Source organism: Polaribacter sp. SA4-12 (genome assembly GCF_002163675.1).
In the GTDB taxonomy this organism is placed as follows: Bacteria; Bacteroidota; Bacteroidia; order Flavobacteriales; family Flavobacteriaceae; genus Polaribacter.
Genome location: NZ_CP019334.1, coordinates 1,998,446 through 2,022,500, shown reverse-complemented (window position 1 = coordinate 2,022,500; position 24,055 = coordinate 1,998,446). Strand labels below are relative to the sequence as shown.

The window sequence follows — 24,055 nt, the reverse complement described above, 5'->3', positions numbered from 1 at the left end:
CACCATCTTTAATACAAAAGATACCTTTTAAACGTTCTCCTTCGTTAAAAATAGCTTCTCCTTTTTTAATAATTTTTGATGTTTTACAATTAGACATCTTTACTATTTCCTCTTTACTTAAATGTTTAAGAGAATTTAGTTGACGAATAATACATTGCTCACATTTACTCATAATGACTGGTGATATTTGGGGTCAAAGATATTAAAAAAGTGATATATATCATATTTTAAAATGCGATTCTTATTGTAAATTTGTAAAAGGCAAAAGAGTAAATATGAAATCTACACAATGTTATCACTGTGGTGATTCTTGTGATGGTAATTTAATTAAATTTGATGATAAATCATTCTGTTGTAACGGTTGTAAAACAGTATACGAGATTTTTTCGGATAACGACTTAACTTGCTATTACAATTTTGAGGATAATCCTGGGGCAATACCTACTGAAATTCAAGGAAATTATGACTTCTTGGACAACTTAGATATTGTAGATAAACTGCTCGATTTTAATGATGGAAACACACAAATTGTAACATTATATATTCCACATATTCACTGTAGTTCTTGTATTTGGGTTTTAGAAAACTTACATAAGTTGAACCCAAAAGTATCATCATCTCAAGTTGATTTTCCAAAGAAAAAAGTAAGAATCACTTATAACTCTGATGAAACTTCATTAAAAGAGATTGTTCTTTTAATGAGTTCTATAGGATATGAGCCTTATATTAGTTTAGAAGATTATGATAGTGGCAAAAAAGCAGTTGATAGAAGCTTAATTTACAAATTAGGAATTGCTGGTTTTGCTTTTGGAAATGTTATGTTTTTGTCATTTCCAGAATACTTTCAAGTTGATGGTTTTTGGATTGAAAACTACAAAAACATCTTTAGATGGCTGATGTTTACCTTTTCTCTTCCTGTGGTTTTTTATGCAGGACAAAGTTACTTTATATCTGCTTATAAAGGTTTACGTTCTAAAATATTAAATATAGATGTTCCTATCGCACTTGGTATTGCTGTGTTATTTATAAGAAGTACTGTAGAAATTATTTTTGATTTAGGAACTGGCTTTTTCGATAGTTTAACTGGTTTGGTTTTCTTTTTATTATTGGGTAAATTTTTTCAGCAAAAAACATATAACTTCTTGTCTTTTGAGCGAGATTATAAATCTTATTTTCCAATTGCTGTTACTCGAATTTCTTCAAATCAGCAAGAAGAAAATATACAGATTTATGACATTGAGAAAGGAGATAGGTTACTTATTAGAAATCAAGAATTAATTCCTGTTGATGGAATTTTAATAAACGGAAATGCAGAAATAGATTATAGTTTTGTTACTGGTGAAGCAGAACCTGTAGCAAAAAAATCTGGTGATAAACTTTTTGCTGGAGGAAAGCAACTTTCAGGAATTCTAGAAATGGAGGTTTTAGCTTCTGTTTCTCAAAGTTATTTAACTCAGTTATGGAGTAATGATGTGTTTCAGAAAGATAAAAAATCTAACTTTAAAACGATTACAGATACTATAAGTCAGAATTTTACAATTGTTGTTTTGTTAATTGCTTTTACCTCAACTACTTTCTGGTTTTTTTTTGATGCTAGTAAGGCGTTAAATGTTTTTACAGCAGTTTTAATTATTGCATGTCCATGCGCTATAGCATTGGCCGCACCTTTTACTTTGGGTAATATGTTACGCATTTTTGGTAAGAAGAAGTTTTATTTAAAAAATGCAACAGTTGTAGAACAATTAGCAGCTATTGATACTATTATTTTTGATAAAACAGGAACACTAACAACTCATAAAGAAGATACCATTTCTTATGATGGAATTCAATTAAATAAGGAAGAGAAAAGCTTATTGAAAAGTTCGCTAAGAGCTTCTAATCATCCATTAAGTAGGACCTTGTATAGTACTTTTGATGATGTAGAAGTTTTTACTCTTTCAGATTATAATGAATTAGTTGGTAAAGGAATTCAAGTAACTTATAATGACACAAGTTTAAAGTTAGGTTCATCATCTTTTGTGAAAAATAATGATCAAAAATCTACTTTAGATACATCAGTTTATATCAGTTTTAATGATGTGTATAAAGGGAAGTTTGTATTTAAAAATTCATATAGAGAAGGAGTAAAACTATTATTTAATTCTTTGAAAAATGATTATAATTTAGCTGTTGTTTCTGGCGATAATGAAGGTGAAAGAGTCTATTTAGAAGAGAATTTACCTGAAGGTACAGATTTGCTTTTTAATCAAAAACCAGAAGATAAATTAGAAGTCATTGCGAATCTTCAAAAAGATAATAAAAAAGTTGCCATGATTGGTGATGGTTTAAATGATGCAGGTGCTTTAGCTCAAAGTGATGTTGGTATTGCTTTATCAGAAAACATTAATGTATTTTCTCCTGCTTGTGATGGAATTTTAGATGCATCAGAATTTAATAAAATAGGAACCTACATAAAAGCATCAAAAAAAGCAATTCAAATAATTAAGTATAGTTTTATATTGTCTTTGTGTTATAATGTAGTTGGGTTGTATTTTGCAACAACAGGTCAGTTAGAGCCAGTAATAGCAGCGATCCTGATGCCTTTAAGTTCTATAAGTATAGTGGTTTTTACAACAATTTCTACAAATATATTAGGTAAAAAAATAAAATAAGCATTATGAAAGTAGCTTCGTTTTTAGAAAATATTAGATACAATTCAGATAAACCAGCTTTGTCATTATTATTAGATACAGATTTTTCTAAAGAAATACGAATTGTATTTAAAAAAGGTCAAGTAATGGAAGATCACCAAGCACCATTTGCAATTATTGTTCAAGTAATTAAAGGGTGTATTGATTTTGGTGTAAACAATGAATTTGAGAAATTAAATGATGGAGATATAATTTCATTAAAACCACATGAAGTTCATAATCTTACAGCAATGGAAGATAGTGTTGTGAGATTAACTTTATCAAAAACTGATAGTGTAAAAAGGGTTAAAAAAGCCATTTCAGATAATTAAGTTGATATAAAATTTCGTATATTAGAATAAGATTTTAAGATAAAAAAAGTAGTAATATGAGTGTACATATAGCAGCAAAAAAAGGAGAAATAGCAGAAACAGTTTTACTACCAGGAGATCCTATGAGAGCAAAATGGATTGCAGATACTTTTCTAAAAGATATTGTTCAATACAATGATGTTCGTGGAATGTTAGGTTTTACAGGGACTTATAATGGAAATAAAATATCAGTTCAAGGTACAGGGATGGGAATTCCATCAACATTAATTTATTGTACAGAATTGATTGTGGATTATGGAGTAAAAAACTTAATTAGAGTTGGTTCTGCAGGTTCTTATCAAAAAGATGTAAAAATTAGAGATATTGTTTTAGCAATGGCAGCTTCAACTAATTCTGGGTTGAATACAATTCGTTTTAACGGAGCAGATTTTGCACCAACAGCAAGTTTTAAATTATTTCAAAAAGCAATTGAAGTTGCAAAAGAGAAAAATATTTCTATAAAAGCTGGAGGAATCTTAAGTTCTGATGAATTTTATGCTGATGAGTTTGAAAGTTATAAAAAATGGGCAGATTATGGTGTATTGTGTGTAGAGATGGAAACAGCAGGTTTGTATACCGTTGCTGCAAAACACAATGTAAATGCATTGTCTATTCTAACTATTTCTGATAGTTTAGTTACTAAAGAAAGAACTACTGCAGACGAAAGAGAACAGACTTTTAAAGAAATGATAGAAATTGCTTTAGAGCTTTCTTAATAAAATAGAAATGACAAAATCATTAGTACAAAAATATAATATTCCAGGACCAAGATATACGAGTTATCCAACGGTACCTTATTGGAATAAAGAAGGAATTGATAAACAAGACTGGATTCAATCTTTTCAAATATCTTTCAAAGAAAGTAATTCTACAGAAGGAATTAGTATTTATATTCACCTTCCTTTTTGTGAAAGTTTGTGTACTTTTTGTGCATGTCATAAACATATAACAAAACGTCATGAAGTTGAAGAAGAATATATTGAAACGGTTTTAAAAGAATGGAAATTGTATGTTGCTTTGGTTGATGAAACTCCGATTGTTAAAGAATTACATTTAGGTGGAGGAACTCCTACTTTTTTCTCAAAAGAGAATTTAGAATACTTAATGGATGGAATTTTTTCACTGTCAAACAAACATCCAGAAGCCGAATTTAGTTTTGAAGGTCATCCAAGTAATACAACCAAAGAACAATTACAAACGTTGTTTAATTGTGGTTTTACAAGAGTTAGTTTTGGTGTGCAAGATTATAATGAAAAAGTACAAAAAGCAATTCATAGAATTCAACCTTTTACAGAAGTAGAACAAGTTACAAAATGGTCTAGAGAAATTGGATATACTTCTGTAAGTCACGATTTAATTTTTGGTTTGCCTTTTCAAACAAAAGAAAACGTAATTTATACCATCAACAAAACCAAAGAATTACAACCAGATAGAATTTCATTTTACAGTTATGCACATGTGCCTTGGGTAAAAGGTGTTGGTCAAAGAGGTTTTAATGAGGACGATTTACCTAAGAATGATGAAAAAAGAGAGCTTTACGAAATAGGTAAAGAACTTTTTGCTGAATTAGGTTATGTAGAAATTGGTATGGATCATTTTGCTTTAAAAACGGATAGTTTGTATGAAGCAACCATCAACAAAACATTACACAGAAATTTTATGGGTTATACAGCCAATAAAACGCAGTTAATGGTTGGTTTGGGAATGTCTGCAATTTCAGATTCTTGGTATGCGTTTGCTCAAAATGTAAAAACGGTAAAAGAATATCAGAAAGTTGTAAATGAAGGTGTACTTCCAATTTTTAGAGGACATCTATTATCCGAAGAAGATAGAGTTATCAGAAAACACATTTTAAATATTATGTGTCATTTTACCACTTCGTGGGAAGAAGATACAATGAAGATAAAAAACATTGAAACACATTTAGCATTGTTAAGCGAAATGGAGCAAGATGGATTGGTTAAAATTGATGTAAAATCAAAATCATTATCAATACCAGAAAGCGCAAGGCCTTATGTAAGAAACATTTGTATGGCTTTTGATGTTCATTTATTAAAAAACAAACCAAAAACACAATTGTTCTCAATGACAATTTAAAATAATACCAAGGCGATATTTAAAACATGATAAATGTCATGTTTTAGGTAATTTTCCAATAGTATTTTTGAAAAATCAATTATCAGGCAAGATATGAGCGTAATATACCTACTACTAACTATTAGTATAATAGTGGCAATCTTATTTTTTATCGCATTTATTTATTCAGTAAGAACTGGGCAATTTGATGATTCATATACGCCATCAGTTCGCATGCTGTTTGATGATGAATTGGTGAAAGAGAAAAAAGAAAAATCAACTAAAGACTAAATATTTAATTTATGGAGATGCAACAGTTTTATTACGATAATAAAATCGTTAAGAATTTTATCTACGCAACACTACTATGGGGAATAGTAGGTATGTCAGTAGGTTTACTCTTAGCTTTTTTGTTTTTATTCCCTAACCTTACAGACGGAATTCCTTGGTTAAGTTTTGGACGTTTAAGACCTTTACATACAAATGCTGTAATTTTTGCCTTTGTAGGAAATGCAATTTTTGCAGGAGTTTATTATTCTCTTCAACGATTGTTAAAAGCGAGAATGGCAAGTAACTTTTTAAGTAACTTCAATTTTTGGGGTTGGCAATTAATTATTGTTGCTGCAGCTATTACTTTACCTTTAGGATATACATCATCTAAAGAATATGCAGAGTTAGAATGGCCAATAGATATTGCAATTGCACTTGTTTGGGTTGCTTTTGGTGTAAATATGATTTGGACGATCTTACAAAGAAGACAACGTCATTTATATGTAGCAATTTGGTTTTATTTAGCAACATTTGTAACCGTAGCTGTACTTCATATATTTAATAGTTTAGCATTACCAGTTGGTTTCTTAAAATCTTATTCTGTTTATGCAGGTGTGCAAGATGCTCTTGTGCAATGGTGGTATGGGCATAATGCTGTGGCATTTTTCTTAACAACTCCATTTTTAGGTTTAATGTATTATTTTGTTCCTAAAGCAGCAAACAGACCAGTATATTCTTATAGATTATCTATAGTACACTTTTGGTCATTAATTTTCTTATACATTTGGGCAGGACCACACCATTTATTATATACAGCTTTACCAGAATGGGCTCAGAATTTAGGAGTTGCATTTTCTATTATGTTAATTGCTCCATCTTGGGGTGGTATGATAAATGGATTGTTAACCTTGCGTGGAGCTTGGGATAAAGTTAGAACAGATCCTGTTTTAAAATTTATGGTAGTTGCAATTACAGGTTATGGTATGGCTACTTTTGAAGGACCAATGTTATCTTTAAAAAATGTAAATGCAATTGCTCACTTTAGTGATTGGATTATTGCCCACGTTCACGTTGGTGCATTAGCTTGGAACGGATTCTTTACGTTTGGAATGTTGTATTGGTTAGTACCAAGAATGTTTAAAACAAAATTACACTCTTTAGCATTAGCAAATTTCCATTTCTGGATTGGTACTTTAGGTATTATAATGTACACATTACCAATGTATGTAGCAGGTTTTGTACAAGCTTCTATGTGGAAACAATTTAATCCTGATGGATCTTTAACTTATGGTAACTTCTTAGAAACTGTAAACGAAATTATACCAATGTATTGGATGCGTGCAATTGGAGGTACTTTATTTATTCTAGGAGCATTCGTAATGTTATATAATGTTATTAGAACAGTTAGATCAGGAACTGCTGTAACAGATGATTTAGCAGAAGCTGCAGCATTAACAAAAGTTTCTGAACACAGAACTAAAGGTGAAGGATGGCATACTTGGTTAGAAAGAAAACCAATTAAATTAACAATTTATGCAACTATTGCAATCTTAATTGGAGGAGCGGTTCAGATTATTCCAACATTATTGGTAAAATCTAATATTCCAACAATTAGTAGTGTAAAACCTTATACTCCTTTAGAATTAGAAGGACGTGATATTTATATTAGAGAAGGTTGTGTTGGTTGTCACTCTCAAATGGTAAGACCTTTTAGAAGTGAGGTTGAGCGTTATGGAGAATATTCTAAAGCAGGTGAGTTTGTATATGATCATCCATTTTTATGGGGATCTAAACGTACAGGTCCAGATTTACATAGAATTGGTCAAAAATATAATGATAGCTGGCATTTAAACCACATGTACGATCCACAAAGTACTTCGCCAGGTTCTATTATGCCATCTTATAAATGGTTAGTTAGAGATGAACTTGATAAATCTGACATTGAAACAAAAATGGAAGTGATGGTTACTTTAGGTGTACCATATACTGAAGATGAAATTGCAAATGCACAACAGCATATGTTAGATCAAGGAACTAAAATTGAGCAAAATTTATATGCAGATCCTGATTTTGCAAAAAATTATGAAGCTGATAAAAAATATGCTGAAGAAAACGGAGAAGTTTTTATAGAAATGAAGAACAGAGAAATTGTAGCTGTAATTGCTTATATCCAACGTTTAGGAACTGATATAAAAGTTAAAGACGAACAAAAAACAACTAAAAACTAAGACTATGTTTAAATTTATCAAAGGTCATCTTGAGACTATTACTGGTATAGAAATATATCCTTTAATATCATTAATCATTTTCTTTACCTTTTTTGTAGGCTTATTTTTCTGGGTTGTTACAGCTAAAAAAGAATATATTAATACAGTAAGTAATTTACCATTAGATAATTAAAACGAAATAATATGAAAAAATATTTTCAATCTACGATATATGTAATTTTTGTAATTGTTACGTTTTTAGCGCTTGCAAAGTCGTTTATGGTGTACGAAAACCCATTAGATATTTATGAGAACCCGTTAGTTTGGGTAGCTCTAATTGGTTTTATTTTGGTAGTTGTTTTAAAAGAAATGGTAAATGTAATTGCCATTAGTAAAGCAACTGAACTTCAAAATGAAAAACTAGGTATTGTTCCTGAAGAAGGTAATGCATGGATTAAGAAATTAATACATTCTTGGACAGATACTAAAGATATTGACGAAGAAGAGGAAATAATTTTAGATCATAATTATGACGGAATTCAGGAGTTAGATAATAATTTACCACCTTGGTGGGTATATATGTTTTATGCAACAATTGTTTTTGCTGTAGTTTATTTAGTAAGATTCCATGTTTTAGACGGGGATACTCAAATAGTAGAGTATAATAAAGAAGTTGCTGAAGCAAAAGCATCATTAAAAAAATACAAATCAACTGCTACAGATTTAATCACTGCAGATAATGTAACTTTATTAACAGATGCTAAAGATTTAGGGAGAGGTAAAGCTATTTTTAAATTAAACTGTGCATCTTGTCACCTTGCAGATGGTGGTGGATCTATTGGTCCTAATTTAACAGATGAATTCTGGATATTAGGAGGAGGAGTGAAAAATGTTTTTACAACTATCTCTAATGGAGGTAGAGACGGTAAAGGAATGATTGCTTGGAATAAAACCTTAAAAGCTGCAGATATGGCTAAGGTAGCAAGTTATGTGATTTCTTTACAAGGAACTACACCTGCAAATGGAAAAGCAGCACAAGGAGAAAAGTGGGTAGTAGAAGAAGCAACTAAATAAGTAGAGAAAGTTAATTCGTGTAGTTATGGAAACTCCTGAAAACGAGAAATTTAGAGATAGTATCGGTACGATTGATAAATCTGGTAAACGTTCTTGGGTTTTTCCTAAAAAACCGAGTGGAATTTTTTATAAGTACAGGTCGTATGTTAGCTATTTTTTGCTCATAATCTTACTTTCAGCTCCATTTATAAAAATTAACGGAAATCAATTTTTACTATTTAATGTTTTAGAACGTAAGTTTAATATTTTCGGATTTCCTTTTTGGCCACAAGACTTTCATTTATTAGTTGTTTCATTGATAATTGGAGTGGTGTTTATCATTCTTTTTACCGTAGTTTTTGGTCGTATTTTCTGCGGATGGATTTGTCCACAAACCATCTTTCTAGAAATGGTTTTTAGAAAAATAGAATATTGGATCGATGGAGATAGAGGAAAACAAATTCGTTTAAGTAAACAACCTTGGAATGCAGAAAAAATTAGAAAAAGAGTTCTGAAATGGATTATTTTCTTTATAATTTCTTTCGTCATTGCAAATGTGTTTTTAGCTTATTTAATTGGTGGAGATACATTAATTAGTTACATCACTGGAGATCCTTTAGATAATGTTAGTACACTTATTTCATTAACAATATTTACGTGTGTTTTCTATTTTATTTTTGCATGGTTTAGAGAACAAGTATGTATTATAGCTTGTCCTTATGGTAGGTTACAAGGAGTTTTATTAGATAATAAAACGATTAATGTAGCTTATGATTATGTACGTGGAGAAGGTGAGAAAGGAAGGGCGAAATTCAGAAAAAATGAAGACAGAGCTGAAGTTGGAAAAGGAGATTGTATAGATTGTAAACAATGTGTTGTTGTTTGCCCAACAAATATTGATATCAGAAATGGTACACAGTTAGAGTGTGTAAATTGTACAGCTTGTATTGATGAGTGCGATCATATGATGGAGAGTGTTGGCTTACCAAAAGGATTAATTAGGTATGCGAGTGAAGATAGTATTGCTAAAAAGATTCCATTTAAGTTAAATGCAAGAATTAAAGGTTATTCTGCAGTCTTATTAATTTTAATAGGTATTTTAATAGGAATGTTGTTTTTAAGAAACGATGTTGAAGCTACAATTTTAAGATTACCAGGTCAATTGTATCAACATAAAGACAATAATATTATTAGTAATGTATATACTTTTAAAGTAATTAATAAAACAACAAAGGATATAAATGATGTTAGCTATAAATTATTATCACATAAAGGAACTATAAAATTAGTTTCTAATCACGATTTTATTGTGCCTAAACAAGGTTTAGCTGAAGGTACTTTATTTATAGAGTTAAATGCTTCTGCATTAAAAGGTGATAAAGATAAGCTAGAAATAGGTGTTTATAGTGGTGATAAATTAATTGAAACAACAATAACTAACTTTCTTGGACCAAGAAGTTATAAATAATTAAGATTATGAAATTTAACTGGGGAACAGGAATTGTAATTTCAATCATTGCTTTTATGAGTTTTATTATGTATTTCGTAATAACGATGAGTACAGATAAAAGATTTAAACATGATTTGGTAACAGAAAAATACTATCAAAAAGAATTAGCATTTCAAAAACAAATAGATGCGACACAAAACGCATTTAAGTTGAAAGAAAAAATAACATTAATTAATACACTAGAAGGTTTACAAGTACTATTTCCATCAAATTTCAATCCAAAAGAAATTGAAGGTAAAGTGTTCCTATATAGACCGTCTAATAAACAATTAGATTTTGAAATACCAATTTCAATCTCTAATACATATTTGCTCGTGCCTGAGAAACGTTTATTAGATGGTCGATGGAACATTACTGTTTCATGGAGCTATAAAAATACACCATATTTATTTAAAAAAGAATTGAATCTATAATGTTTCTATCGGCAATTATATTTGGTTTATTAGGAAGCTTTCACTGTGTTGGTATGTGTGGTCCTATAGCATTTATGTTGCCAATTGATAGACAAAACAAAACTAAAGGTCTTTTTCAAATTTTAAGCTATCATTTAGGAAGATTGTTTAGCTACAGTTTAATTGGATTATTATTTGGGTTTTTAGGAAAAGGTTTTTATTTCTTTGGGTTTCAACAGCAATTATCTATTGTAGTTGGTATTAGTATGATTATTGTAGTTATTTTTCCAACTTTTTTTTCTAAAGTAAATTTCTCAAAAAATATTACAAGGATTATTTCTAAAGTAAAAAATGCACTTGGAAAAGAACTAAAAAAGAAAAGAAATGATACTTTTTTTACCATTGGTTTTTTAAATGGTTTTTTACCTTGTGGATTAGTTTATATGGCTGTTTTTGGAGCATTAGCAACTACAAACGCTTTTTTAGGTAGCTTATATATGTTCATATTTGGTTTAGGTACAATTCCTTTAATGACTGCAGTTGTTTATTTGGGGAATTTCACCAAAGGATCTCTAAGAAAAAATATTCAAAAAATGATACCGATTGTTGTTGTTATTATTGGTATTCTATTTATTTTAAGAGGGTTAGGTTTAGGTATTCCATATATTTCACCAGTTCCTGTTGTTGATATTGTCTCTAATAATACTTCTTGTCACTAGTTACATTTCTTACGTTTTATTATTATTTACTTTCTATTTTATAAAGAAAGCAATAAAATCATATAAAAATTGTTTAAATACAATGTTAAATCTTTAAGATGCAAAGTATTTATTATAAGAAAAACGATATATTTGATGACCTTAAAAATAATATCACTTTAATGAAGTTAAATTACGTTCGATTCTGTTTTTTCTGTGTTTTATTTTTTTCTTTTAAAAATTATTCTCAAGAAACTTTACCTATATATCAAGATTATTTATCTGATAATGTGTTTTTGGTACATCCATCTGCAGCAGGTATAGGTAACTCAAGTAAACTTCGTATGACTGCAAGACAACAGTGGGCTGGTATACCAGATGCACCTGCTTTGCAAACATTAAGTTTTCATACAAAATTCAGTGAAGAATCTAAAGCGGGTTATGGTTTTATCTTATTTAATGATAAAAACGGTTATCATTCACAAAAAGGTGTTCAAGGTACATATTCTTATCATTTACCATTAAGTGATGGTCGTCTTTTTGAGCAACTTTCTTTTGGTTTGGGATTTACTTTTGTTCAAAATCAAGCAGATCAAAGATCTTTTGGTAATGATGATGTTGCAGCAATTATACAAAGTACAAGTTATTATAATGCAGATTTTAGTGTTGCTTACCACAAAGGAGGTTTTTCTTCTTATTTTACAGTAAAAAATTTATTACTTACTGCAAAAAATAATTTAAATGTTCAAGAACCTTTAGATTTAAGAAACTATATTTTCTCAGCAGGGTATTATTATGGTGAAGACAATTACATTCAGTTAGAACCTTCTTTAATGGTTCAGTTAAGAGAAAGTACTGGTCAAAGAATAGCTGACTTTAATATTAAAGCATATAAAACTTTTTCAGAAACTCAAATTTGGGCGGCATTGTCTTATAGAAAAAGTTTTGATACAAATGCTATTGATAATGCTCAGTTTATATCACCAATAATAGGTTTAAACTATGATAACCTTATGTTTTCATATACTTACACTAATCAGATGAATGATACCGTATTAACAAGCTCAGGATTTCATCAAATTTCTGTAGGTATTAATTTATGGACTAGAAAGCAAAGGGGAGCAGCTTGTCCTAATATCAATTCTGTTTTTGGAGGTTTTTAAAAACTTTCTTCTATAATTTCTACTTTGTTATTAGTATTTGAAATTAACATTTGTAATACTTTTCTGTCTTTGTTGATATAAAATTGATGCGTACTATTTTCTTTTGTATTGTTGATCAATTGATGCTTCTTTAAAATTGCCTTAGTTTGTTTTGCAACAGCTTCACCCGAATCTATAATTTGCATTCTATCTCCAACTAGTTTTCTAATTTGTGGAATTAAGTATGGGTAATGAGTACAACCTAAAACTAAACAATCTACATCTGCTTTTATTAAAGGTTTAATATATGACGAAAGCAGTTTTGTCATTTCATCAGAATATAATTTTCCTTTTTCAATAAGTTCAACTAAACCTTTACCAATAATTTCCTTTCTTATAATTTTTTGATTGATAGAACTTGAAGTTTTTTCAAATAATTCGCTATTTAATGTACCTTCAGTGGCAAGTATACCAATTGTATTGGTTTTAGTTTGCAATGCAGCAGGTTTAATAGCAGGTTCTATTCCTATAAAAGGAACATCGTAATTTTCTCTTAAAACTTTAATAGCATTTGTAGTTGCAGTATTACAGGCAACTACAATAATTTTACAATTTTGTTTTAGTAAAAATTCAGTATTTTTAATAGCTAAATTTATGATTGCGTGTTTGCTCTTATCCCCATAAGGAGCATTTTTACTATCTGATAAGTAAATAGTATTCTCTAATGGTAAAAGTGCGTTAATTTCTTTCCAAATAGAGGTTCCACCAACACCAGAGTCGAATATACCTATAGGAAATTTATTGAGTTTTACCATATATTGTAAAAATAAAAAAACCTACTGAATTTCAGTAGGTTTTAGTTTTATTATTAAGTAGTAATCTTAAAAACCTAATTTAGTTTTTACAGCATTGTAAATGTCTTCACCTTTTTTCACTAATAAACCTTTACCTACAGAAGCATCTAATACATATAAAATACCTTTAGTAGCTGCTACATCTTCGATAGCTTTTTGAGCTTTCTCAATAATAGGCTGTAAACCAGCGTTTTGTCTGTTTTGCATGTCTTGGTAAGCAGTTTTTCTTAATTGTTCTAATTTCCCTGCTTCAATTTGAAGTTCTTTAGCTCTTGCCTCGTTCGTTTGATTTGTTTGAGTTTTAGATTCAGCCATATATTTTTTCTGTGTAGCTTCAATCTTCTTTCCCATACCTTCTATATCATCTTGGTAAGTTTTACCAAGCTTTTCCATATTAGATTTTAATGTTTTTGTTTGTGGCATTTCTGACACTAATTTTTCGAAGTCTATATGACCTACTTTTTGTGCATTTGAAACACCAGCTACTCCTAGAGTAAATACAGCAATTAATAGTAACGTTTTAAAATTTTTCATTCTTGTTTTGATTTAATTATTATTCTTGTCTTTTTGTTCTTGTTCTTTTTTCTTTCTTAAAGCTTCTTTTTTATCACGTAAAAGTTGTCTAGCTGCTTCACGTTTTTTTAATAATGCTTCTCTTTTTTCTGCTATTAGTTTCTTTTTTGCTTCAGCAGCAGCAATTTTCTTTGCTTTAGCATCTTCTTTTTTAGTAACTACTTCTTTTTGCTTACTTGTTAATTCTTTTTTAGGAATAACTTTTTTATTATTCTTCTCGCTCTTTTTCTTCTTTTTACTATCTACTAATCGTGTACGATCTATAGTTGCTAAAACAAGGTCGCTAATATCGTATTTTTTATTTGAAAAAAGCATGACTAAGTCACTAGATTTATCAAAAACGAAATCATATTTTTTTCTTTTAGAAATACTTTGAATAGCATTGTAAACTTGATCCTGAATTGGCTTTACCAATTGTTTTCTCACTGAAAACATATCTCCCTTAGGTCCAAAGTATAAAGATTCAAGTCTTCTTAATTCTACTTGTTTTAAATTAATCTCTTCTTCTTTTTCTTCAATTAAATCTTTTGTTAGAATCGCTTTTTCGTTTGCTAAATCTGTTTTTAAAATTTCTATATGTCTTCCTTGATCATCTAATTTTTTTCTCCACTTTGCAATTTTTGCATCAAGAGTGTTTTGAGCTTCAAGATATTCTGGAACATTTTCTAGAATATACTCCATATCTATATAAGCAATTATTTGATTTCTTTGCGACCAAGAAAAAGTAACACTAAATAAAAGAACGACTAATAAAAATATTTTTTTCATTTGTATAATGTATTTAGAAAAAACCGTGCCAAAAAAACTTTTTCCTTACAGTGTTACAGTTTTTTTAGAATTGTTTTCCAATAATAAAGTGTGTTTGCCAACCAGATTTAACAGTTTGTCCAGGTAAAGGATCAAAACCATGTGCGAAATCTATACCTAATAAACCAAATGCAGGCATAAAGATTCTTACACCAACTCCAGCTGAACGTTTTAAGTCAAACGGGTTATATTCGTTAAAATTGTCATAAGAATTACCAGCTTCTAAAAAACCTAATGTGTAGATAGATGCTGAAGGAGCATCAGTGATAGAATAACGAAGTTCAAGCTGAAATTTGTTATACATTGTTCCTCCATATGTAGATGATAATCCACTATTTTCGTAACCTCTTAATCCTACTGTTTCTCTACCATCTAATTGATATGCAGCAATACCATCACCTCCAACAAAATAGCGTTCAACTGGTGTGTCACCAAGTTCACTATTATAATGTCCTAAGTATCCTAATTCTGCATTAGTCATTAAAACTAATTTGTCAGTAAAAGCAGTATACCATTTTCCTTTAAAATTCAATTTATAGTATTCTAACCATTTATATTTTTCTGTAGCATCTAAATCTGGATCAGAATAGTCTTTATCACTCAATAAAGAATATGGAAAAGTTGCTTTAGCACCTATAGAAAATTCTGAACCATAAGTTGGGAAAATTAAACTTGGTCCTGCAGAATTTCTTGATAAAGAAATGTTGTAAGATAAATTATTTAAGGTTCCGTTATTTAAGTTCAAACCAGCTAATCCAAAACTATAATCATTAGATTTTAAAGCTTGATAACCTATTGTTTGTGATAATTGAAAATAATCATCGGGCCATTGTAAACGTTCTCCAAGACCTACAGAAGCTCCAATAATACTTAAGCTTTTACTTTTATCAACATCATAAGTTGTATAATCTAATTGATATTGATTAGAAGAATATACAGAAAAAGATAATGATTTTGGTTTTTTACCTCCTAACCAAGGTTCTGTAAATGAAAAGCTATATGTACTATATGTTCTACTTGTTTGTAATCTTAAAGATAAGGTTTGACCATCTCCCATAGGTAATGGTTTGTATGCTTCTTTATTAAAAATATTTTTGATTGAGAAGTTATTAAAAGATAAACCTAAAGTACCAATGAAAGATCCACCACCATAACCACCTTGTAGTTCTATCTGACTTCCACCTTTTTCTACAACTGTAAAATCGATATCTGCAGTTTTATTTTGATAATCAGGAATAACGTCTGGCGTTACATTTGTGTCAAAGAAACCTAATTGACCAATTTCTCTAATAGATCTAATAATTGCACTTCTACTAAATAAATCACCTGGCTTAACTCTTAATTCTCTAAAAAGAACATGGTCATTTGTTTTTTCATTACCAGAAACAGTTACCTTCTTTATACGCGCTTTTTCATCTTCTCTTACTCTAATTTCTACAGTAATAGAATCATTTTTAACTCTAGTTTCAATTGCATCTACAGAAGAAAATAAGAATCCGTTATCTTGGTATAATGTAGAAATATCTTGAGAAGTAGGGCTTCCATCTCCTTTAACACGTTCTTTTAAAACAGCAGCATTGTAAACATCTCCTTTTTCAATTTTTAAATATCTTTGAAGTTGTTCGTCTGAGTATTCTTTATTACCAACAAATAATATTTCAGAAAATCGGTATTGTCTTCCTTCTTCTAAATCTAAATTAATGTTGATTGTATTATCATCATTCCAAGAAATTCCATCACTGAGAATACGAGCATCTCTATAACCTAATCTACTATAAATATCTAAAATGCTTTCTAAATCTTCTTGGTAATCTTCTTCTATATATTTTGATCCTTTCCAAAAACGACCCATAAATTTTTCTTTGGTATTCTTCATCGCCTTTCTCAGTTTTTTCCCTGAAAGCGCTTTGTTACCTGTAAAAATTATGTCTTTAATTTTAATTTTGGCACCTTTGTCAATAAAAATAGCCATATTAACGATGTTAACGTCTGATGTGTCGCTTTTAACATCTAAACTAACTTTGGTTTTAAGGAAACCTTTATCTGTATATTTTTTTGTGAAGTAGTTTTTTGTAGTAACAATAAGGTTGTCTGTAACCATTGCACCCGTTTTTAATTCAGCATCTTTTATAAGTTCTTTTGCCTTACCTTTTTTAATTCCTGTAAGTTTTATGTTGTTTAACTGAGGTAATTCTAATACATCAAATAGTAGGTATACAGTGTTGTTATCTAATCTTGCAAGATAAACGTCTACGTTGCTAAACTGTTTACTTTCGTAAAGCTTTTTTATAGCACTTGTAAGTTTGTCTCCTGGAAGTTTTATAAGTTGTCCGTTTCTTAATCCTGTAAAAACACGAACAGTTTCTTCGCTAAATTTCTTTAAACCAGTAACAGTAATCCCTCCTAGAATATATTCTTTACCTTTTTCAAAGGAAGCGTTATTGACAGGAATAGTATCTTTTTTTACAATTGATAAACTATCTTTTTGTGTTTGTGCAGTTGCACTAAAATTGAAAAATAATGCTATTAACATTATTGTAGCAGAAAATAATTTCATAAAAAATTTATTCTGTAATTTGTTCGCTTGTTTTTCCAAATCTTCGTTCTCTATTCTGATAATCTATAATTGCATCATAAAAATGCTCTTCTCTAAAATCTGGCCAAAGTATATTTGTAAAATATAATTCGGCATATGCCATTTGCCATAATAAGAAATTACTAATGCGTTGTTCTCCACTAGTTCTTATCATTAAATCAACGTCGGGCAAATTAAACGTATATAAATGGTTATTTATAGTATTTTCATCAATTTCTTCTATATTTAGCTCTTTATTAACAACTTTTTTAGATATCTTTTTAATAGTGTTAACAATTTCTTCCCTAGAGCCATAACTTAAAGCAAAAGTTAAAACAATTTTTGTATTGTTTTTTGTTTGAGATATAACATCAGCTAAAACCTTTTGAGCCTTTTTTGGTAAAGTTTCAATAGCTCCAATAGAATTAACTTTTACACCGTTTTTCATAAAATCGGGTAATTCTTTTTTCAAAGAATTAATAAGTAAACTCATTAAAGCATCTACTTCTAGTTTAGGTCGATTCCAATTTTCTGTAGAAAAAGCATATAAAGTAACTGCTTCAACATTTACTTGTGATGCTGCTTTAACAGATTCTCTTACAGCTGTTAATGCGTTTCTGTGTCCAAAAATTCTATTCATCCCTTTACCTTTTGCCCAACGCCCATTACCATCCATAATAATAGCAACATGCTTAGGGGTTCTTTGTAAATCGATAAGTAGTTTTTTGTCCATAATATTTATAATCCGTTTGTGTAACAAGCTGGTCTACCAAAAGTGTAAATTAAAGAAAAACCGGTAAACATATACCAATCATTTCCTATACCTTCTAAATTTACATTAGGTGTTTCGTTATTTGTAAAGTCTAAATCGTCTTCAAAAGTATATCTAAATTTTGCTTCAATAGCGAAGGCTAAAGTACCATATAATTTAGACTTATATCCAATTCCGAAAGGAATAGCATATGAAGTTTTATTTCCTTTAACTAATTGCCCTGAAGCAGAATGAGATTTTACGTTTGTATAATTAAAACCAACTAATTCAAAAAGTAAGTAAGGAGTCCAATTTTTATCATCTGAAGATAAATCATACTCATAAAAATTATACTCAAATCCTACAGCAATTTCATTAATTGTATTTGAAAAGTTAATTGCTCTATTTTTTCTAAAAGCTGTATCTGCATCTAAGTCATTTCCAGATATTGGTAAGTAGCTATAAGTTGCTCTTAATGCAATTCTAGGATTCCAATTGTATTTGTAAAAAACAGCTCCTGCTGGTTTGTTTGGAGAAAAATAATTATTTGCTCCAATATCACCTACATAGTTTGAGCCACCCAAAGAGATCCCAACTTCATGAAGTTGCCCCAATAAGATTGAGGTGAAACTTGCAAATACAAAAAATAGTATATTTTTTTTCATTCTAAAAATAGCGAGCAAATATAGAAATTTCAATTTGCTTTATAAAGTTAATAATCAGTCTTTTTTGAATAACAACTTTTTTTAATAAATATTGCAAGAAATAGTTTAAAGATTAGTTTTGTTTCTAATGTCTTCTCCCCACAATAATTTACTTCTTAATGTCTTTAAAAATGATTGGTTCTTCGGTAAAATGCTTTTAATTGTAAAATCGGTCTTTTCGATAAAAATTTTAGTTTCTTTAGGTACAGTAGTAACTCTTGAGTCTAAAGAGATTAAGAAACTTTTTTCTCTAGAATCTACCGCTAACTCTATTTTAGTTTCATCAGAAATTACCATTGGTCTTGCATTTAAGTTATGAGGAGCAATTGGTGTTATCACTAGGTTTTTTGAATCGGGTAAAATAACAGGGCCATTACAACTTAAAGAATAACCTGTAGATCCTGTGGGAGTTGCAATAATTAAACCATCTGCCCAATAGTTGGTAAGGTATTCTCCGTTTAAATTGGTTTTTACACCAATCATAGAAGTTGTATTTTTCTTTGCAATAGTAACTTCGTTTAAAGCAAAGTTTAACTCAGAAAAATCTTTAGTTTTTGGTTCTGTTCTTACAGATATAAGGGTTCTTTCTTGAATTGTAAAATCGCCATTAATAACTAATTCAATACTTTCTTCTATAACATCTTTGGCCACAATGGCTAAAAAACCTAATCTTCCTGTATTTATCCCTAAAATAGGAATATCTAAATCTCTAATATGTGTTACAGAACGTAAAAAAGTTCCATCTCCACCAATTGTAAACATAATATCGAAAGAACTATCTAAATCATTAAAACTAACAAATGATTTATAGATGTCTTCTAAAGCGTTACTTTTTACTAAAAGATTATAAAATTCACTTTCTATGTAGAAATCAATCTTATTTTTTTCTAAAACGTCTAATAAAGTTTTAATTTCCTTTTCTGATGAAATTGCGTAAGATTGACCGTAAATTGCTGCTTTTTTCAATATATAATGTTTTACTTAAAACCTCTAGGAAGTTTACATTTCTAAATATTTCTGTAAATATTCAGATCTATTTTTTAAATCTTCTAAATAAATATCATTCTCATGCATAGATATAATTTTATAATCATATCTTCTAAAAGTTTGCATGATTTCGTTTATTTCATCCGAAATCACTTTTATCGTAACTTGAATAATATCTGCTTTTTTTTCTGAAATATACAAGCCTAATAACTCTCCTCCATTAGATTCTATAATTTGAACAACTTGACTCATAGAATAATCATTTCTTATTTTTTCTATAATTAAAGTTTCACTTTCTTCAATCATAAAAGGACTTGTAGAAAAAACATCTAAAACATCGCGTAAATCAAAATAACCAATGTAATCTTTATGCTCATTTAAAATAGGAATGATGTTGGTGTCATTATCAGCAAAAATCTTTAACAATTCTAAAACAGTTGCTTTTTCATCTGCAAAAAATGAATTTAATAAATGCGCATAACCAATTAATTCATCTTCTTTGTTTTCTATTGTTTGAATATCTTCTTCAGCAAAAGAACCAAGTAGTTTATTATCCTCAATTACCGGAAAATGGGTAATAGGATAGTTTTTAAACACTTTTTGAGCTCTTTTTACTAGATCTTTTAATCGAAGTGGTTTTATTTCTTCTAATATGTATTCATTCATATTCATGCTTTACGAATATAGGATAAAATGATTTAATAAATTATATTTGCAGCCTAATTTTAGACAATGACAAAGTTAAGTGTAAATATTAATAAAATAGCAACTTTAAGAAATTCTCGTGGCGGAAACGTACCTAATTTATTAAAAGTTGCAAGTGATATTGAAGAATTTGGTGCCCAGGGAATCACAATTCACCCAAGACCAGATGAAAGACATATTCGTTATCAAGACGCAAGAGATTTAAAAAATATTGTAATAACAGAATATAATATTGAAGGAAATCCTATTAAATCTTTTATGGATTTGGTTTTAGAAGTTAAGCCAACACAAGTTACTTTGGTGCCAGATGCTGTAAATGCAATTACGTCTAATGCTGGATGGGACACAATTACTCACCAATCTTTTTTACAAGAAGTAATTAAGGAATTTCAACAAAACGGAATTAGAACTTCAATTTTTATTGATACTGATGCAAAGTTGATAGAAGCTGCTGCAAAAACAGGAGCAGATAGAATTGAATTGTATACAGAAGATTTTGCTACACAATTCGATTTAGGTAACAAAAATGCAGTAAAACCATATACTGAAGCTGCAATTTTAGCTCATGAATTAGGTTTAGGTATTAATGCAGGTCATGATTTAAGTTTAGAAAACATTAAATTCTTTAAAGAGAATATTCCTAATTTGGCTGAAGTTTCTATCGGACACGCACTTATTGCTGAAAGTTTGTATTTAGGTTTAGAGAATGTTGTGAATATGTATTTGCATCGTTTAAAATAGTTTTCAGTAAGCAGTAGCAGTTTTCAGTTTCAGTCCACAACAAAACTATGTTTTCTATGTTTCTATGTGGTGAAATTAACAATATTCAGTCACAGTTGTCATTTCGAAATGAGCTTTTTTAAGCGATTGAGAAATCTAATAATCCAAAATTCTAATAATCTAAATGTCTAATAAAATTTTACATTCAACAATAAAAGGAGAGGGAAAACCTCTTTTAATATTACATGGATATTTTGGAATGTCTGATAATTGGAAATCTTTAGGGAATCAGTTTTCGGAAAATTATGAAGTTCATTTAATAGACCAACGAAATCACGGACGTAGTTTTCATGAAGATGAATTTAATTATGAAGTTTTAGTTGAAGATTTACACAATTATATTGAGTATCATCAATTAGAAAAAGTTTATTTAATTGGGCATTCTATGGGAGGGAAAACAGCAATGTTATTTGCTGTAACGTATCCTGAATTGGTAGAAAAACTAATTATTGTAGATATTTCTCCAAGAATGTATCAACCACATCATAATGCAATTTTAGCAGGTTTAAATTCTATCGATTTTTCTGTTCAGAATACTAGAACTTTGGTTGATAAAAAACTATCTGAGTTAATTCCAGATTTAGGTGTTCGTCAGTTTTTGTTGAAGAATGTTTATTGGAAAGAAAAAGGACAATTAGATTACAGATTTAACTTAGAATCGTTAACAGAAAACAACCCGGAAGTTGGAGATGCTTTACCTTCTTTTACAGTTTTTGAGAATGAAACATTGTTTTTAAAAGGTTCTAAATCTGATTATATTACTCAAAACGAAGAGTCAATTATAGAAGCGCATTTTCCGAATTCTAAAATTGTTGAAATAAATAATGCAGGTCATTGGTTGCATGCCGAAAATCCGAAGCAATTTTACGCTGAAGTTTCTAGTTTTTTAAACTAATTATAAGAAAAATGAAAAAAAGTCTATTTTCTTTAATGTTTCTTTTTGCGTTTTTTATGACTCAAAGTCAGACTCAAACGCAAACGAAAACTCTTCATCAAAATCAGAAAATTTCTATCGATTTTAAAAAAGATAGAAATTTATGGCAAGCACTTACCTATGATTTAGGTAACATGGCAGGAGGAATGGGCTATGCTTATAGCAGACCTTTACATTGGAAAAGTAATCAATTTGCTAATTTAGGATATGTTGCTGCAGGAACTTCAGCTTTGTATTTGGTTGATGATCATATTGATAATTGGGCAAACAACTGGAGGGGAAATGTTCCTCGTTGGTTAGCAGATTATGGAAATGAATATGGAAGTCCTAACAATAATTTTATGCTAACAGGCGCTGTTTATGTAACGGGTTTGTTAACTAAAAATCCAAAATTAAGAAGAACAGGAGTTTTATTAATTTCTTCAGCTTCAGCTTCTGGTTTATTACAACAAGTATCTAAAAGACTTATTGGTCGTGCAAGACCAAAAGCAAATGTTGGTAAAAGTACATTTGATCCGTTGCATTTTGATAGAGTTTTTAATTACGATTCTTTTCCTTCAGGACACGTAATGTTAGGTTTTACAAATGCCTATATTCTTGCAAAACATTTCGATAATCCTTGGATAAAAGCAGGTTTATACACAGTAGGTTCTATACCTGGTTTTGCCAGAATTGTAGATCGTTTTCATTGGGTTTCTGATGTAGTTTTTTCTACAGCTTTAAGTATTTTTATTGTGGAAGCAATAGATAAATATTTAGATAGAAAATACGACGAGAAATATAATGACAAACGGAAAGCAAAAAAAATAGCTTGGGATTTACAATTTACTCCACAAAGTTTTGGAGTTGTAATGAATTTTTAGAATCCGATATTAAAATCAATTCGAATTCGATTTCCATTTTCTTTAACAGTAGTAAGAGATTTAATTTGATCTACTTTAAAACATCTTATTTTTAAGTTCATTTTTTTACCAAGAGAATATCCTGCCATTAATTCAAATCCTTTAAAATTAGTTAATCTTCCGTCAGGTGAACCTTGTGATGAATAATCCCATCTTGCCCAATCATTTTGAGCAAAAAAGTCTACTGCAGCATATTTTTCTAAATAAGTATGTGTTAGTTTAAACGTCCAATCTCCCTTTTTCGCTAATTTACCCACGCTAATATTTGCAACAAATCCGTTTTTTTGATTTTTATATTCTTGTGAAATAGTGTTTATGTTATTGTAATCTTCAATATTTTGATAAAAATCAAATCCTACTGATATGTTAGAATTTTTATTGATTTGAACTTTTGTACCAAGATGAACAATCGCATAATTCATTGTAAAAGTTTCGTTTCCATCAGGAATGTTAGGTATGTTTTTAAAGTTATAAAAACTTGGATTAAGTAGAAGTATCTTGTCTAAATGTGTTGTAACAATTTGAAAACCTTGGAAATATCCATCAGAATCTAAAGAAGTCCCGTTTGTTCTCATGATAAAATGACCCGTATTTATTTTTAAAGACTGAATAATATTATTATTGAAAGCAAATTTTCCGCTTAAAGAAATTCCTTCCGGAAAAACATTATCACTCCAAAATAATTCATGTTGTTTTTCGAAAGGAAATGTGTTTTTTCCTAACCAACCAGAAAACCATTCGTAATTAAATTCTGCATAAATTTTTTCGAAAGAGATTGGTAAAGTACCAAATTCGTTAAAACCATCACCAACTGTTAATTGAGGGTCTTGTTGTTTTTTAGGATTTCCTGTCCTAAGTCTTATTCCTAATGAAATCCAATCAGAGTATTTATATGCAACTCCAAAACGAGCTCTGTATCTTAGTCTAGTTCTATCGTTTCTATAAATGCCATCCGATTTTTGTGAGTCCCAATCTTGTTCTGCTCTAAATCTAAAATCTCCGGAGAAAGAAAGTTTTTTTGTGTTTTTATTTTGACTGAAAATGAAAATTGGAGATAATAAAATGAATAGAAAATAGATCGTTTTTTTCAAAAGA

25 protein-coding genes (1 of these 25 only partly in view) are annotated in these 24,055 nt (G+C 29.4%); 15 read left to right on the top strand and 10 right to left on the bottom strand.

Annotation, left to right across the window (positions count from 1 at the left end; all coding sequences use genetic code 11):
• A protein-coding gene (locus BTO07_RS08810) for a Crp/Fnr family transcriptional regulator (RefSeq protein ID WP_087520880.1) crosses the window boundary here: on the bottom strand, positions 1–172 show its 5' portion. It extends 515 nt beyond the left edge of the window; only the first 172 of its 687 coding nucleotides appear in the window; the start codon lies at positions 170–172; its stop codon lies off the left edge, out of view.
• Between the two features lie 103 nt (positions 173–275).
• Between BTO07_RS08810 and BTO07_RS08805 the strand changes: the two genes are divergently transcribed.
• From BTO07_RS08805 to BTO07_RS08750, 12 genes are all read left to right on the top strand, one after another.
• Positions 276–2,651 (top strand): heavy metal translocating P-type ATPase, encoded by a 2,376-nt coding sequence (locus BTO07_RS08805; RefSeq protein ID WP_087520879.1) that lies wholly within the window; start codon positions 276–278, stop codon positions 2,649–2,651.
• A 5-nt stretch (positions 2,652–2,656) separates the two neighbouring features.
• Positions 2,657–3,001, top strand: coding sequence for an AraC family ligand binding domain-containing protein (locus BTO07_RS08800; RefSeq protein WP_087520878.1), 345 nt, complete (start codon positions 2,657–2,659; stop codon positions 2,999–3,001).
• A 56-nt stretch (positions 3,002–3,057) separates the two neighbouring features.
• A complete protein-coding gene (gene deoD / locus BTO07_RS08795; RefSeq protein ID WP_087520877.1) occupies positions 3,058–3,756 on the top strand; it encodes a purine-nucleoside phosphorylase in 699 nt (232 codons plus the stop codon).
• 10 nt (positions 3,757–3,766) lie between these two features.
• A complete protein-coding gene (gene hemN, locus BTO07_RS08790) occupies positions 3,767–5,137 on the top strand; it encodes an oxygen-independent coproporphyrinogen III oxidase (protein WP_087520876.1) in 1,371 nt (456 codons plus the stop codon).
• A gap of 93 nt (positions 5,138–5,230) precedes the next feature.
• Positions 5,231–5,407 (top strand): cbb3-type cytochrome oxidase assembly protein CcoS, encoded by a 177-nt coding sequence (gene ccoS / locus BTO07_RS08785; RefSeq protein ID WP_087520875.1) that lies wholly within the window; start codon positions 5,231–5,233, stop codon positions 5,405–5,407.
• A gap of 11 nt (positions 5,408–5,418) precedes the next feature.
• Positions 5,419–7,614, top strand: coding sequence for a cytochrome-c oxidase, cbb3-type subunit I (gene ccoN / locus BTO07_RS08780; RefSeq protein WP_087520874.1), 2,196 nt, complete (start codon positions 5,419–5,421; stop codon positions 7,612–7,614).
• 4 nt (positions 7,615–7,618) lie between these two features.
• On the top strand, positions 7,619–7,786 hold the full coding sequence (locus BTO07_RS08775) for a CcoQ/FixQ family Cbb3-type cytochrome c oxidase assembly chaperone (protein ID WP_087520873.1): 168 nt from the start codon (positions 7,619–7,621) through the stop codon (positions 7,784–7,786).
• Positions 7,787–7,797: 11 nt separating this feature from the next.
• The gene (locus BTO07_RS08770) at positions 7,798–8,667 is read left to right on the top strand and encodes a cbb3-type cytochrome c oxidase N-terminal domain-containing protein (protein WP_087520872.1); all 870 of its coding nucleotides are present in this window, start codon (positions 7,798–7,800) and stop codon (positions 8,665–8,667) included.
• 25 nt (positions 8,668–8,692) lie between these two features.
• Positions 8,693–10,114: a cytochrome c oxidase accessory protein CcoG gene (gene ccoG, locus BTO07_RS08765; protein ID WP_087520871.1), complete on the top strand. Its 1,422-nt coding sequence runs from the start codon at positions 8,693–8,695 to the stop codon at positions 10,112–10,114.
• Between the two features lie 8 nt (positions 10,115–10,122).
• Positions 10,123–10,569: a FixH family protein gene (locus BTO07_RS08760; protein WP_087520870.1), complete on the top strand. Its 447-nt coding sequence runs from the start codon at positions 10,123–10,125 to the stop codon at positions 10,567–10,569.
• On the top strand, positions 10,569–11,267 hold the full coding sequence (locus BTO07_RS08755; RefSeq protein ID WP_087520869.1) for a sulfite exporter TauE/SafE family protein: 699 nt from the start codon (positions 10,569–10,571) through the stop codon (positions 11,265–11,267). Before BTO07_RS08760 ends, BTO07_RS08755 begins: the two co-directional genes overlap by 1 nt.
• A gap of 98 nt (positions 11,268–11,365) precedes the next feature.
• A complete protein-coding gene (locus BTO07_RS08750) occupies positions 11,366–12,409 on the top strand; it encodes a PorP/SprF family type IX secretion system membrane protein (protein ID WP_232456997.1) in 1,044 nt (347 codons plus the stop codon).
• Here BTO07_RS08750 and murI read toward each other — a convergent pair.
• The 8 genes from murI to BTO07_RS08710 form a co-directional block, all read right to left on the bottom strand.
• Positions 12,406–13,203: a glutamate racemase gene (gene murI / locus BTO07_RS08745; protein WP_087520868.1), complete on the bottom strand. Its 798-nt coding sequence runs from the start codon at positions 13,201–13,203 to the stop codon at positions 12,406–12,408. The two genes, BTO07_RS08750 and murI, sit on opposite strands and share 4 nt — an antisense overlap.
• 66 nt (positions 13,204–13,269) lie before the next feature.
• Positions 13,270–13,776: an OmpH family outer membrane protein gene (locus tag BTO07_RS08740; protein WP_087520867.1), complete on the bottom strand. Its 507-nt coding sequence runs from the start codon at positions 13,774–13,776 to the stop codon at positions 13,270–13,272.
• Positions 13,777–13,788: 12 nt separating this feature from the next.
• A complete protein-coding gene (locus BTO07_RS08735; protein ID WP_087520866.1) occupies positions 13,789–14,583 on the bottom strand; it encodes an OmpH family outer membrane protein in 795 nt (264 codons plus the stop codon).
• Between the two features lie 64 nt (positions 14,584–14,647).
• Complete coding sequence (gene bamA, locus BTO07_RS08730) at positions 14,648–17,179, bottom strand: outer membrane protein assembly factor BamA (RefSeq protein WP_087522588.1); 2,532 nt, start codon at positions 17,177–17,179, stop codon at positions 14,648–14,650.
• 7 nt (positions 17,180–17,186) lie between these two features.
• Positions 17,187–17,930, bottom strand: a complete 744-nt coding sequence (locus BTO07_RS08725; protein WP_087520865.1) for an isoprenyl transferase — start codon at positions 17,928–17,930, stop codon at positions 17,187–17,189.
• A gap of 5 nt (positions 17,931–17,935) precedes the next feature.
• Positions 17,936–18,613 (bottom strand): type IX secretion system protein PorG, encoded by a 678-nt coding sequence (locus BTO07_RS08720; protein WP_198342445.1) that lies wholly within the window; start codon positions 18,611–18,613, stop codon positions 17,936–17,938.
• Between the two features lie 105 nt (positions 18,614–18,718).
• The gene (locus BTO07_RS08715) at positions 18,719–19,618 is read right to left on the bottom strand and encodes an NAD kinase (protein ID WP_087520864.1); all 900 of its coding nucleotides are present in this window, start codon (positions 19,616–19,618) and stop codon (positions 18,719–18,721) included.
• 33 nt (positions 19,619–19,651) lie between these two features.
• Positions 19,652–20,305: a CBS domain-containing protein gene (locus BTO07_RS08710; RefSeq protein ID WP_232456996.1), complete on the bottom strand. Its 654-nt coding sequence runs from the start codon at positions 20,303–20,305 to the stop codon at positions 19,652–19,654.
• A gap of 66 nt (positions 20,306–20,371) precedes the next feature.
• Between BTO07_RS08710 and BTO07_RS08705 the strand changes: the two genes are divergently transcribed.
• From BTO07_RS08705 to BTO07_RS08695, 3 genes are all read left to right on the top strand, one after another.
• Positions 20,372–21,085 (top strand): pyridoxine 5'-phosphate synthase, encoded by a 714-nt coding sequence (locus BTO07_RS08705; RefSeq protein ID WP_087520862.1) that lies wholly within the window; start codon positions 20,372–20,374, stop codon positions 21,083–21,085.
• 163 nt (positions 21,086–21,248) lie between these two features.
• Positions 21,249–22,019: an alpha/beta fold hydrolase gene (locus BTO07_RS08700; protein ID WP_087520861.1), complete on the top strand. Its 771-nt coding sequence runs from the start codon at positions 21,249–21,251 to the stop codon at positions 22,017–22,019.
• An 11-nt stretch (positions 22,020–22,030) separates the two neighbouring features.
• Entirely contained in the window at positions 22,031–22,921 is an 891-nt protein-coding gene (locus BTO07_RS08695; RefSeq protein WP_232456995.1) for a phosphatase PAP2 family protein, read from the top strand.
• Here the strand turns inward: BTO07_RS08695 and BTO07_RS08690 are convergent.
• Entirely contained in the window at positions 22,918–24,051 is a 1,134-nt protein-coding gene (locus BTO07_RS08690; protein WP_198342444.1) for a putative porin, read from the bottom strand. The genes BTO07_RS08695 and BTO07_RS08690 overlap by 4 nt on opposite strands.
• Between the last annotated feature and the right edge of the window lie 4 nt (positions 24,052–24,055).